Genomic DNA, 12,141 nt, shown 5'->3' on the forward strand with positions numbered 1-12,141 from the left:
TGGGGAATTTATGAAATGAAAAAATCAACGATTTTCTTTACTGCCACAGCAGCATTAGCTGCAACAGTCTTTTTTACATCCAATCAAACAGCTTCTGCGAGTGGAGTTGCCACAACCAAATCTGATGTAGCTATCACAAGTTTGTACAAAAATGATGGATCACCAGCTACTAGAGGATTGGCCGCTAATACGCCTTGGGCAGTCGGTGAAACAATTACGTTAGGCGGTGAAACTTATTATCAAGTTTCTACTAATGAGTACGTGAAAGCGGCGGATGTTTCGTATACTAATTACACTCCTGGCGACAACTCAAATGTAACCGTTACAATAAAAGCACCTTCAATTCCCATTTACAATGATGAAACAAACTGGGAATTTGACGGTCCTTGGATCGATGGAGGTTCAACGTACAAGGTAAATCGTGTTGTATCAGATCAATACGGATTTACTTTCTATCAAATCTCAGGCCACGGCTGGGTCGAGGCACTTTTGGTAAACGTCCATGGAACTCCTAATAACGTCGAACACATTGCTGACTTTAATCCAATGAAATACGCTGGATACGGTGATATGGCAGACGATGTTCGGAATATTTTGATTCAACAAGGAGCAGATTCATACTTAGTTTCTCAAATCCCTGATGAATATTTACAAACCGCGTCAACAATTTCAACACTGTTCGGTGAAGATGTTGGTGGTTTGTATCGAATGATTGAACAAAGTTATAAACTAACTTATTAATTACCTTAACTGTCCAAGCTGTTGGACAGTTTTTTTTAATATGTGTAATGTATTTTAACAACAAATCAAATTTGATCTACTCTAATATTTTCAGATTAAAAAAATTGTTTTTAATGATATTAAATAATTTATTGAAAACCTACTTGTGAATGATTATGCTTAAAGTAATCTTTAAACATTATTTGGAGGAATCCTATCATGAAGAAATCTCTCATCTATTTGATTTCATCAAGTGTTGTGGCTGCTGGACTATTATTCTTTGCAAATCCTATGTCCGCTTCTGCTGCTGGCGTTGCTACTACACCTGGTGATATCTCGGTTACTCATTTATATACTAACGAAGGTAAATTGATCAGCAATCGTGGACTTAGTGCCAATACTGATTGGGCAGTCGGCCAAGTTATTTCTGTCGACAAAACAACTTTATTGCAAGTATCTACTAATGAATACGTTAAAGCTTCCGATGTAACTTATCCCAGTCATCCAAAAACAGTCAATACGCCAGTTACTAACGTTGGTAATCCAAACGTGACTGTTTCGACTGCTTACCAAACTACGCCAGTATTTGACGATACAACTGGTAACGTTTCTAGTTATATCAATCATGGCGAAAGCTATAAAGTTGGTAGAATCATCAAAAACGCTAGTGGCGTAACTTTTTACCAAGTCTCAGCACATGGCTGGGTCGTTGATGGTTTGATCACTGTCTCAGGAACACCTGAATCAGTTGAATTATCGCCAAACTTTAATCCTGTTAATTCATATATGGGAACAACGCCTGATTCAATCAGACAATTGATTTCTGAATACAATTCCGTTAATACTAGAGTTCTAAATGCAATCCCAGATAACTTATTAACAACTGAATATACTATTTCAAATTATGCTGGTAAAGATCCATCAGGAACTTACATGCGTTTGAAAGCTTATTATCCAAATCTATAACATACTAAAAGAGGCTTGATTCTTAAATGAATCAAACCTCTTTTTCGTTAAGCAGGGATCTTCTTGTAGTCGCGAAACATTGCTTCTCGATAAATCTTTGAGATTGTTTTTTCATAATCTTCATTGGCTACACCAAATACTACTTTAATGTCGCTACCTTCTTGGATCACTAAGCGAACATTGATCAAACTGTTGTCTAGATAATCTAAGATCTTACCAGCAATAGCTGGACGTTTGCTCAATTGCAATGAAACTGCTGCAACTAGTGCGATATCTTTGTTAACTTCGACGTCGTCTAGTCCGCATGTTTGTTTCAATTTCAACACGATTGATTCCAACTTATTGCTGATGTCAGATTGTTGGAACAAGAAACTGAATGAGTCGTTTCCTGAAGGGACGTAGTTGATAGCAATGCGGAATTTTTGCAATACTGCTAATACTTTTTGCAGTACTTCGATGTGTTTGTTGAGTTGGTACTTCTTGATTGTGATAACAGTGTAATTTTTCTTACCAGCAATACCTGTGATGATCTGGTCGTTTAATTGCTTGTCTTTTGCATCAACTACAAGTGTTCCACCCTCTTCAGGATGATTTGTGTTGAGGATCTTTGTAGGGATAGATTTTTCTCGAACCGGACGGACTGCTTCCTCTTGAAAAACGCCGATTCCCATGTATGACAATTCTTGCAACTCATCATATGTTAGGATATCGATTTTTTTAGAATGATTAACAATTCTTGGATCAGCCATTAAAATACCAGATACGTCTGTCCAATTTTCGTACAATTCAGCATCTAAAAGTTTTGCCAAGATAGAACCAGAAATGTCGCTACCTCCACGAGGCATCAAGTGGATCGAACCGTCTAGATTCGCACCGTAAAATCCAGGAACTAAGATGCGTGAGTAACGTTGATAAGCTGATTTAACTTTTTCAGAAGATTTAGCATAATCGAATTGGTCGCCGTCAAAAATCATAACATCCTTAGCATCAACAAAGTGATAGCCAAGGTAAGCAGCCATTAATTTACCTGTTAAGAATTCACCACGAGAAACTAAGTAATCGTGTGAACAGTGATTGAGATTTTGATAAATATCGTCTAAGTCTTGTTCAATGTTGACGTCAAGATTCAAATCGTCACGAATCTTGAGAACGCGGGCACTAATGTGCCCGAACAGCAGTTGGAAGTCTGTACCGGCTTTGAGCGCCTTTTCTAATTTGATCAACATATCTGTCACTTTGACAGGTTCCTTTTGACTCTTTCCGGCTGCACTTACGACAACAACGGAACGTTTTGAGTCAGATTCAACAATATTCTTTACTTTTTTAAATTGGATAGCGTCAGCGACTGAGCTACCCCCAAATTTGGCTACTTTCATTATGCGACTGCCTCCTGTTTTGATATGCTAGAGTCACCCGCTAAGCTGCTATTACTCGGCAGACTTACCATAAATGCAGCGTGATCAACTTTCAAAATTGATTTCATGATCCGGTGCATCTCTCCTGTTGAGATTTGGTGAATTACTAGATAATCATCTTTTTTAGATGGTGCATAGTCTTTAAATAGTGATGCGACATTTTCGTTTGAACGAACTAGATAATCATTCTTTGTTAGTTCGGGGCTATATTCCATTTCATTGTTGAAATCACGTTTAAGGTGATCTTTTTCTTCTTTGATATCCAACAAGTCTTGAACAACTGCGTTAGCTGTTGGGAACATCCCTGCTCCTTGACCAAAGAAGTCAAGTTTTCCAATCGTGTCTCCGTTTAATGAGATCAAATTATAATTGTCAGGTGTGTTAGCTTCCAATGTGTGATTCAAGAATAATGTTGGTTCAACCACGTAATCGAATTTGTTGCCCTTTTGATGTGTCTGACCAATCAATTTAACTGAATAGCCATTTTTTTCAAAAAATTTAACATCAGAACTCTTGATATTTCTAATTCCAAATACTGGTAATTTCGAACGATCTTGGATGTTGATGTTGTAAGCGATATCTGCACTGATACAGAGCTTATTGGCAACATCGATACCATCGATATCGGCACTAGGATCAGCTTCCGCATATCCTAATTCTTGAGCCTTAGATAAAACTTCTGAAAACGATTGCCCATTGCGACTCATTTGGTCTAAGATGAAGTTACTTGTTCCGTTAAAAATACCGGAAATAGAATTGACGCTATCGATGCGGAGTGCTTTTTCAAGCCCTTGGATCCAAGGAATACCTCCACCAACTGAAGCTTCAAAGTAAAACTTCACGTTGTTTGCATCTGCAGCGTCTGTGAATTCTTTCAAATATTTAGCAATTACGGCTTTATTAGCTGTAATGACATGTTTACCATGGTTCAATGCTTTTAAGATAAATTCATGAGCTGGTTCAATACCACCGAGAGCTTCAACTACGACATCTGTTTGATCGTCATTTACGATCTCATCAATATCTGGTGTCATTTGAGGAAGTATCCGTTCCCGACTCTTTCTGATAAAAATATGACTAACAGAGAGGTTTTGGGTTTGAATGTTCGCCTTCTTAATAATTTCGTATACGCCTTTTCCTACTGTTCCGAATCCTAAAATTGCGACTTTCATAGGTTTTACCTCCTGTTATCTTTTTTATGTGTTCATAAATCATAAACACTTGTTTTTGAATTAAAAACAGGTTAACATATAGACATTCGAAATGCAAGGAGTTATCACGATGAATAAAAACTATACAAGTACTAGAGACAAGCAGATTAATATTTCTGCTAAAGATGCCATTAAAAAAGGATTCGCTGACGACGGAGGATTGTTCGTCTATCCTGAACTAAATCAGCTTAAAGTCGACCTTGATCAACTAAAAGATCTCAATTATCAGCAAATTGCTTCTATTATATTGAGTAAGTTACTGCCAGATTTCTCAAAAGAAGAAATCGACAACAGTATCGACCAAGCATATAGCAATAGTTTTGACACCACCGATATAACTCCCGTTGTTCCTGTAAATAACTTTTTCGTCCTAGAATTGTTCCACGGGCCAACAAGCGCCTTTAAAGATGTTGGTCTACAAATGTTGCCACAATTGATGAAGCATGTGTTAGGACCAGACAATAAAGTCATGATCTTAACTGCAACTAGTGGCGATACTGGTAAAGCCGCTCTGGAAGGTTTCAAGAATCTCGACAATATGGGTATCACAGTATTCTACCCACACAATGGAGTCAGCAAGGTCCAACAGCTGCAAATGGAAACTACTAACGGCAGCAATACTGAGATCACTGCTATTCGTGGAAATTTTGACGATGCTCAAAGTAATGTTAAAAAGATTTTTAATGATGCAAAATTTGAAAAAGAATTGGGTCCTAAAGTCAGTCTTTCAAGTGCCAACTCAATCAATATCGGACGTCTGATCCCACAAGTGGTCTACTACTTTGATTCTTATATACAATTGGTCAAAAAAGGTTCTATTAAACTCGGCGACAAAGTCAACTTCACTGTTCCTACTGGAAACTTTGGTGACGTTCTAGCTGGTTATTATGCAAAACAAATGGGCTTGCCGGTTAATAAATTTATCGTTGCAAGTAACGAAAATAACGTTTTGACAAAATTTTTCCAAAATGGGGTTTATGACCGCAACATGCCATTTTTCCAAACAGTTGCCCCTAGTATGGATATCCAGATCTCAAGTAACTTCGAACGTCTGCTCTACTATAAGAGCAACGAAGATACTAATTACGTAAACCAATTGATGGCGGACTTAGAAAAAGACGGACGTTACCAAGTATCTGATGAAGTTTTGCAAAGTATTAAAGAAGACTTCTACTGTGGCTATGCAACTGACAAACAAATCGAAGAGTCGATCTCAGAAGTATATAAACAAGACAACTATTTGATGGATCCACACACTGCAGTTGGTTACAAAGTTATGCGCGATTATCAAAAATTAGACGACGATACACCAACAGTTTTGTTGAGTACTGCTAGTCCATACAAGTTTGTCCGTGTGGTCGCTCAATCGATCTTGGATGCTGTGCCAAACGACGACTTCAATGCTATGCAGAAATTAAACGACGTTACCAAGCTACCTATTCCTAAGAATTTAGCTAACGTTTGGAACTTGCCAGTACTTCACGAAGATGTGATCGACACAGACCAAATGGAGTCATACGTTAAATCGAAAGTTGAGGACCAGTTTTATGATAAGAATTAAAGTCCCCGCAACTAGTGCCAACATCGGACCTGGTTTCGATTGCATGGGGTTAGCTGTATCGCTGTATTCGTCAGTTGATTTTGAAAAATCTGAACAGAAATTAGTCATCCAAGGTTGTCCTGAAGAATTTCAAAACGAACAAAACTTGGTCTATCAAGCGTTCATCAAATGTTGCAATTACTTGGGCCAAGATGTTCCAAATGTAAAAATTACGATTGAAAATAACATCCCTGTCGCTCGAGGATTAGGAAGTTCTGCTTTTTGCATCGTGGCTGGTTTAGAAGGCGCTAATCAGTGGTTCAAAGCTGGCCTTTCAAAAGAAGTCTTGCTTGATCTAGCAACGGAAATGGAAGGACATCCCGATAACGTCTCCCCTGCTATCTATGGTAAATTAGGTGTTTCGTTTATTGATGAAGATAAAAACGTCCAAACAGTCCATTTCGATGTTGATCAAAAGTTGCAATTCGTGACTTTGATCCCAGACTACGAAGTCAGTACTGACAAGGCTCGGGCAATCTTGCCAACGCAAATGTCATATCGTGAAGCAATTTATCAAGTTGGACATGCTGTTGCTTTGTCAAAAGCGATGGAGTTAGGCGACCTTAAATTGATCTCGGCATCGATTATCGACAAGATGCACGAACCTTACCGCAGCCAATTGATCCCCGACTACGATACCGCTAAGAAAATCTGTGAGTCAGCAAATGGTACAATGTATATTAGTGGAAGTGGGTCAACGATGATGGCAATTGTTGCCAATGAAGAAGATGCAAAACAAATTGTTACGGAAACACAAAAAGACTTCCCAAATTGGAATGTCTATCATCTGAATGTTGATACCCAAGGAGCTATTAGTGAGGTAATTTAAATGGAAAAATACTACATTGTGGATGGTTCTATTTTGCCAGAATCCTTTGATAAAGTTATCCGTGCTCGTAAATTGATCGAGAGCGGAAAAACGCATCAAGTTAGCGACGCAGTTAAGCAAGTTGGCATCAGTCGTGGTACTTATTACAAGTATAAGGACTTAGTCTTCTTACCAGAAGAAAATCGTACGACTAGAAAAGCATTGATTTCTTTGATGCTTGAACACGAACAAGGTTTGCTTTCAAAAGTACTAGTCTTGTTATCTGATGCTAATGCCAGTGTCCTGACAATCAACCAAAATATTCCAATTCACGATCTTGCCAGTGTGGTCTTATCATTTGATATTAGCCACTTGACCGGTACGATCGATGATTTATTGGACAAACTAAAAAAATTCGATGGAATCAGTAATGTGCAACTGATTTCGATCGAATAACTAACCTTTGACCAGCCGTTTGGCTGGTTTTTTTATTGAAGATTTAAACTACTTTATAGGCGGTATGCGGGCCGACTCCGGGGTGGGATTGCTTAATTGGCTCCGGAACGTAGAGGGCCCACTTCGAGCCTCCCGACTTCGTCACCAGTCTTGAAGCTGCACCTTCCACTAAGCACTGCTTCGCATTGCTAACTGGAATATCTCTACTTGGGCCAAACGCAATCCCACCCCTGCGTCTAAATAGAGTTTCGTCAAAACTTCTTTTTATGTTGAATGAAGGTATGTGACTTTTGTTTTTGAAAGGATTTGAGTTGGTCTGATCAATCTAGTTTGGAGTTCTTTCGTCGGGCTTCGCCCAACTCGATCACATTAGCTTCTAATGTGATACATAGATATATTATGTCTCAATAACCATCAAAGACTAAGGATTGCTTTTGAATTCCTAAAAATGATCCGTGTGGGCATGTAATCGAAAACAATAGTTAACAGACAATCCAACATTACGAGCGCGTGACGCGCCATCTCTTTGTTTTTTATATAGCGGAAACGCGCAAAACCAAACAGAATACTACTGCATAAGGTCAAAAAGGTTCCGGGGGAACAGTCCCCCTCCGCCTTTCTGCCCTTATGCTCCGCATTCTAACCGTTTGGTTTTGCGCTCTTTTGTTCTATTTTGGCCATGCGATATACATTGCGAGTAGTACTCCGAATGTTCCTACTCCGTAACAGCTTTTGGAAATCATTGAACTTCTGATGTGGGATCCTGAGACGAGAAATACTAGTCCTACTATAAAAGCGACTACCATAAAAATAAAATCCATTATTCGCCTCCATTTTCTTTTTTATCGATAATAAACACTTTAACTGATAAATGTGAACAAAGATTGAACATGCTATGTGTTTTTATGGTAGTTTTCTCAATTGGCAAGTTGGTATAAACTAGAGTCAACATTTGAGGGGGAAATTCCATGGCAAAATTTTCATTACTTATCACCCTGTTTGCGGCACTCGTCACGCCACTGATCTTAGCTCGCTTTAAGATTACTCGAGTACCTGGTGCGGTGTCCGAAATCATTATGGGAATCATCATTGGAAAAACTGGATTTAACCTAGTTCAACCAGATTTGACATTAAGATATTTGGCAAACTTAGGAGTTATCATGTTGATCTTTTTAGGGGGTATGGAGATCAACTTTAAATTACTTGAGCCGCAAAAAAATAAAACTAAAGAAATTTCACCGTTAGGAATTGCTTCGGTTGGTTTCTTCAGTATTTTGATCATGTCGCTCATCTTGAGTACCGTTCTGTATGCGACTGGATTATTCCACAACTTTATTTTGGCAACGATTTTATTCTGTACGATTGCAATGGGCGTTTTAATATCATTGCTCAAAGAAACAGGATTGCTCGACAAAGAGTACGGTCAAACAATTCTGTTAACAGCAGTTTTGGGAGAATTCATCCCACTACTAGCTTTGACCATCTACTCAGCCGTCAAACAACGTAACTACGTTTCAGCATTTGGATTACCGGTCATCTTTTTAATCGCCATTTTCTTATTGCATCGATTCAAACCGGTTTATAAATTTTTCGACCAGATCAATAAATCTACCACGCAACTTGATATCAGATTAGCTTTCTTCTTAATTTTTGCATTAGTAACTTTCGCAGAACAAATTGGTGCCGAAAGTATCCTTGGTGCTTTCTTAGCCGGTGCAGTTATGAAATTGCTTCAGCCAAATGAAGATACCCAGAGTAAATTAAGTTCCATGGGATACGGATTTTTCATTCCGATCTTCTTCATTGTAACTGGAGTTAATTTGAACCTACGGACATTATTCAGCAACCAACAAGCTTTATTATTGATTCCAATCTTCTTGATTGCCTTCATCGTTTCCAAAGCCATCGTCTACTTCGTCTTCAAACCAAGATTTGGTCACAGACTAGCAATGGCAGCTTCCGTTTTAACCGCAACCACAATTACATTGGTATTGCCTATTTTGGAAGTTGGAAAAAGTTTGAAGTTGATCAGTGCAACACAAGCAGGAGCAATTACTTTAGCAGCAATTATTACCTGTTTAGTTTGTCCTACTTTATTTAATAAGATAATCGACAGTAAAAAGGCATCATAGAAATCAGCACTCAAATGTGCTGATTTTTTATTGTCCAAGGATATCGTTATGGAATTATGTGTGACTATTCCTGTCTTTATAACGGAAACGCGCAAAACCAAACAGAACGCTACTGCATAAGGGCAAAAAGGTTCCGGGGGAACAGTCCCCCTCCGCCACTACTATCTTTATAGCTAAAACGCGCAAAAAAAATTGAAGCCGGACACATAAGATAATCCAACACTCCTTCGGTCTTACGGCATCCAATGAGAACCCTTTACCGGTAGTCTGCGAGCGCAGTGCAAGGAGGACCGACTCCGTATTAGCTTATCTTATGCTCTGGCTTCACCCAATTTTTTTTGTGCTCTTTTTTCACTTATACAAATGAAATGGTTCCTTTGTGAGTCCCATGTCGAGTGCTCGGTACATGTATCTGGCTGCTATTGAGGAATAGTGGCCCCACTTCTTGCACTTCTTCTCGACTGCTTTCTTTTTATAATCGTCGGTTTTGTAGACCCAACTGTATCCTTGCAAAAAGGCGATATCCTCAAATGGCAATATATCTGGACGGTTCAATGAGAATATCAAATACATCTTGGCTGACCACATTCCGATGCCTTTCACTGAAGTCAAACTCCTGATGACTGCGTCGTTGTCCATCGTTTGATAAGCTTCAAAATCCACATCGCCGTTGTTTACTGCAACCGTCAAATTTCTGATGTATTTTACTTTTGGATGAGAGATGCCAATGCTTCTAATTTGTTCGTCAGTCAATTTATCGATGGCATCGACAGTTACCTCACCATCACAAAGTTTCGTCAAACGTGCAAACATGATGTCGGCCACCTTGTTCGATAGCATCTGCCCGATGATCTGACTAGTCAAAAAGGCATATCCATTTTCGACATTTCGATATTCGAGTGGTCCGATCATCTTAATGACTTTTGCTAGATGCTTATCTTTTTGACAAAGATATTGGATGGACTCAGAATTTTCATCGAGCCGATTAATTTTTTCCATGTATATGCCTCCAATCTATACTGCGGTACACTTAGATTGTGATTAGAAATATTTTTTAATTTATGACACTGGGGGGATTACTCTTGAGCGACAAACTTTTGACGCCAAATACTTCCGCCTCACGGTTACGTAGAAAAGGTATCATCCTTTCCTTGAGCAGTCAGATCCTTTGGGGAACTGCCGGAAATGTTGCACAATATTTATTCAATACTACCAACATGACAGTTAATTGGATCATCAGCTTTAGATTATTGCTAGCTGGCATCATCTTATTAGGTTTTACTTGGATGACGCACGGGGCAAAATACGTCATGGCCGTCTGGCACGGATTTAAAAGTTCTGTTTCTTTGCTAGTTTTCAGCATCTTAGCGATGCTGGGAATTCAGCTAACTTATTTCATGACCATTAAATACAGTAATGCCGCCACCGCGACCGTTTTACAATTTACCTCGCCAGTTTTGATTATCGGATACGTCGCTTTAAAAAGACGAAAGTTACCAAATTTCATCGAAACCTGGACAGTACTTTTTGCTGTTATCGGAACAGTTTTGTTGATCACACAAGGAAACTTAAGTGTCTTGAGCGTTCCGTTGCCAGCAGTGATTTGGGGATTATTATTGGCAGTTTCAGATTCTTTATATATCTTGATGCCGATCAAACTGCTTCACGACTATGGGACTTTGCCAATCGTTGCCTGGTCATTCTTGATTGGTGGAATCATCATGAACTTCATCCAACCAATTTGGGTCGGCTTTCCACCAGTTAACTGGACCACCTTCTGGATCTTGTTCTTCATGGTCGTACCAGCAACTGTCTTCGCTTATTTGATGGAATTACAAAGTATTCCACTGTTGCCCCCAGTAACAATTTCGTTACTACAAGCTGCCGAACCTATTTCAGCAACCTTGATTGCAGTATTATTTATGGGCGTCAGCTTCAACTGGGTCGGAACTTTAGGTATCATCTTGGTAATTGCGACAGTCTTTATTGAGTCGATTCCCTATCACAAAAAACCAATTAAGCCTAAACATTCTTAATTAACGTATATTGTATACACTATATCAAAAACTTACAATTAAAAAAATCGAGATCAACCGTTAAACCTAGCAACTACTAGGATATAACGTGTTTGATCTCGATTTTTTATTCATCGCTTTCAACTTCAAAACTTTGTAAAGTCTTCATAGTCGTCAGCCAATCTTTGGTCATGGCCGCACTAGCCTTAGGTGAATTGTGTTCTGCTAAAGCTCTAAGTAATGCATCATGGTGACTAGTGATCGGTTGCTGTTTGGAATCTTTGGCTAATGAGTTAAAGAAATACATTTCGTATCTAATAATATGGCCGTAGAGCAACTCTGAAAATTGCTTTTCGTATGAATTGTTAGCAATTTCTAATATTTTCTCATGGAAATTTCTGTCGGCCTTTAAAGCGGCAGCTTGCTTTTGAGAATTCAAAGCAACTCGATATTTCTTTTCAAGCATTGCTAACTTCTTGAAATCATCTTCTGTAACTCGACTAGCTGCCTGATTTGCGGCTAAGCCTTCGATAACTGCCATTGGTTCATACAGGCGTGAAATATCTTCACTTTCTAATGGTGCCACTTTGGTGATCTTCCCCGCTGCCATGATCACAAAACCATCTTCGTTTAATTTCAACAACGCTTCACGGATGGGCGTACGACTGACGGAGATTGCTGAAGCTAGATCAACTTCAGCTAATTTCTCATTTGGCGTCAAAGTCCCATCAATGATCCACTCTTTGATTTGGTGATAAGCCCGGTCCTTGGCTGTTTGCTTTTCAAACGGTTTTGATACTGGTATCGGCATACTTAAC

At 38.9% G+C, this 12,141-nt stretch carries 12 protein-coding genes; 7 read left to right on the forward strand and 5 right to left on the reverse strand.

Annotated features, from left to right (window positions below; all coding sequences use genetic code 11):
* Positions 1–15 precede the first annotated feature (15 nt).
* On the forward strand, positions 16–741 hold the full coding sequence (locus LKF16_RS03540) for an SLAP domain-containing protein (protein WP_291468690.1): 726 nt from the start codon (positions 16–18) through the stop codon (positions 739–741).
* A gap of 198 nt (positions 742–939) precedes the next feature.
* Complete coding sequence (locus LKF16_RS03545) at positions 940–1,686, forward strand: hypothetical protein (protein ID WP_291468691.1); 747 nt, start codon at positions 940–942, stop codon at positions 1,684–1,686.
* A 47-nt stretch (positions 1,687–1,733) separates the two neighbouring features.
* On the opposite strand, the gene LKF16_RS03550 is transcribed toward LKF16_RS03545, so the two are convergent.
* Together LKF16_RS03550 and LKF16_RS03555 are read right to left on the reverse strand one after the other, a co-directional pair.
* The gene (locus LKF16_RS03550) at positions 1,734–3,062 is read right to left on the reverse strand and encodes an aspartate kinase (protein ID WP_291468693.1); all 1,329 of its coding nucleotides are present in this window, start codon (positions 3,060–3,062) and stop codon (positions 1,734–1,736) included.
* Positions 3,062–4,273, reverse strand: a complete 1,212-nt coding sequence (locus LKF16_RS03555; protein ID WP_291468695.1) for a homoserine dehydrogenase — start codon at positions 4,271–4,273, stop codon at positions 3,062–3,064. The genes LKF16_RS03550 and LKF16_RS03555 overlap by 1 nt, the downstream gene beginning before the upstream one ends.
* A gap of 109 nt (positions 4,274–4,382) precedes the next feature.
* Here LKF16_RS03555 and thrC point away from each other — a divergent pair, with 109 nt between their 5' ends.
* The 3 genes from thrC to LKF16_RS03570 are packed head-to-tail and all read left to right on the forward strand — an operon-like array spanning position 4,383 to position 7,176.
* Positions 4,383–5,873 (forward strand): threonine synthase, encoded by a 1,491-nt coding sequence (gene thrC, locus LKF16_RS03560; protein WP_291468697.1) that lies wholly within the window; start codon positions 4,383–4,385, stop codon positions 5,871–5,873.
* Complete coding sequence (gene thrB / locus LKF16_RS03565) at positions 5,860–6,741, forward strand: homoserine kinase (RefSeq protein WP_291468698.1); 882 nt, start codon at positions 5,860–5,862, stop codon at positions 6,739–6,741. The genes thrC and thrB overlap by 14 nt, the downstream gene beginning before the upstream one ends.
* The gene (locus LKF16_RS03570) at positions 6,742–7,176 is read left to right on the forward strand and encodes an ACT domain-containing protein (RefSeq protein WP_291468700.1); all 435 of its coding nucleotides are present in this window, start codon (positions 6,742–6,744) and stop codon (positions 7,174–7,176) included.
* A 668-nt stretch (positions 7,177–7,844) separates the two neighbouring features.
* Here the strand turns inward: LKF16_RS03570 and LKF16_RS03575 are convergent.
* A complete protein-coding gene (locus LKF16_RS03575; RefSeq protein ID WP_291468702.1) occupies positions 7,845–7,997 on the reverse strand; it encodes a hypothetical protein in 153 nt (50 codons plus the stop codon).
* Positions 7,998–8,144: 147 nt separating this feature from the next.
* Here LKF16_RS03575 and LKF16_RS03580 point away from each other — a divergent pair, with 147 nt between their 5' ends.
* A complete protein-coding gene (locus LKF16_RS03580; RefSeq protein ID WP_291468704.1) occupies positions 8,145–9,308 on the forward strand; it encodes a cation:proton antiporter in 1,164 nt (387 codons plus the stop codon).
* Positions 9,309–9,659: 351 nt separating this feature from the next.
* On the opposite strand, the gene LKF16_RS03585 is transcribed toward LKF16_RS03580, so the two are convergent.
* Entirely contained in the window at positions 9,660–10,307 is a 648-nt protein-coding gene (locus LKF16_RS03585) for a DNA-3-methyladenine glycosylase family protein (RefSeq protein ID WP_291468706.1), read from the reverse strand.
* Between the two features lie 83 nt (positions 10,308–10,390).
* Between LKF16_RS03585 and LKF16_RS03590 the strand changes: the two genes are divergently transcribed.
* Positions 10,391–11,344 (forward strand): EamA family transporter, encoded by a 954-nt coding sequence (locus tag LKF16_RS03590; protein WP_291468708.1) that lies wholly within the window; start codon positions 10,391–10,393, stop codon positions 11,342–11,344.
* Between the two features lie 106 nt (positions 11,345–11,450).
* Here LKF16_RS03590 and LKF16_RS03595 read toward each other — a convergent pair whose 3' ends face one another.
* Positions 11,451–12,134 carry a GntR family transcriptional regulator gene (locus LKF16_RS03595; RefSeq protein ID WP_291468709.1) on the reverse strand — a complete coding sequence of 228 codons (684 nt, stop codon included), beginning with the start codon at positions 12,132–12,134 and terminating at the stop codon, positions 11,451–11,453.
* Positions 12,135–12,141 lie beyond the last annotated feature (7 nt).

The organism is Companilactobacillus sp., from assembly GCF_022484265.1.
Taxonomy (GTDB): domain Bacteria; phylum Bacillota; class Bacilli; order Lactobacillales; family Lactobacillaceae; genus Companilactobacillus.

What these genes read in the sequence shown, in the direction of transcription:
- LKF16_RS03540 (WP_291468690.1), top strand. Translation starts at nt 16, where the DNA reads ATGAAAAAATCAACGATTTTCTTTACTGCCACAGCAGCATTAGCTGCA.
- LKF16_RS03545 (WP_291468691.1), top strand. Translation starts at nt 940, where the DNA reads ATGAAGAAATCTCTCATCTATTTGATTTCATCAAGTGTTGTGGCTGCT.
- LKF16_RS03550 (WP_291468693.1), bottom strand. Translation starts at nt 3,062, where the DNA reads ATGAAAGTAGCCAAATTTGGGGGTAGCTCAGTCGCTGACGCTATCCAA.
- LKF16_RS03555 (WP_291468695.1), bottom strand. Translation starts at nt 4,273, where the DNA reads ATGAAAGTCGCAATTTTAGGATTCGGAACAGTAGGAAAAGGCGTATAC.
- thrC (WP_291468697.1), top strand. Translation starts at nt 4,383, where the DNA reads ATGAATAAAAACTATACAAGTACTAGAGACAAGCAGATTAATATTTCT.
- thrB (WP_291468698.1), top strand. Translation starts at nt 5,860, where the DNA reads ATGATAAGAATTAAAGTCCCCGCAACTAGTGCCAACATCGGACCTGGT.
- LKF16_RS03570 (WP_291468700.1), top strand. Translation starts at nt 6,742, where the DNA reads ATGGAAAAATACTACATTGTGGATGGTTCTATTTTGCCAGAATCCTTT.
- LKF16_RS03575 (WP_291468702.1), bottom strand. Translation starts at nt 7,997, where the DNA reads ATGGATTTTATTTTTATGGTAGTCGCTTTTATAGTAGGACTAGTATTT.
- LKF16_RS03580 (WP_291468704.1), top strand. Translation starts at nt 8,145, where the DNA reads ATGGCAAAATTTTCATTACTTATCACCCTGTTTGCGGCACTCGTCACG.
- LKF16_RS03585 (WP_291468706.1), bottom strand. Translation starts at nt 10,307, where the DNA reads ATGGAAAAAATTAATCGGCTCGATGAAAATTCTGAGTCCATCCAATAT.
- LKF16_RS03595 (WP_291468709.1), bottom strand. Translation starts at nt 12,134, where the DNA reads ATGCCGATACCAGTATCAAAACCGTTTGAAAAGCAAACAGCCAAGGAC.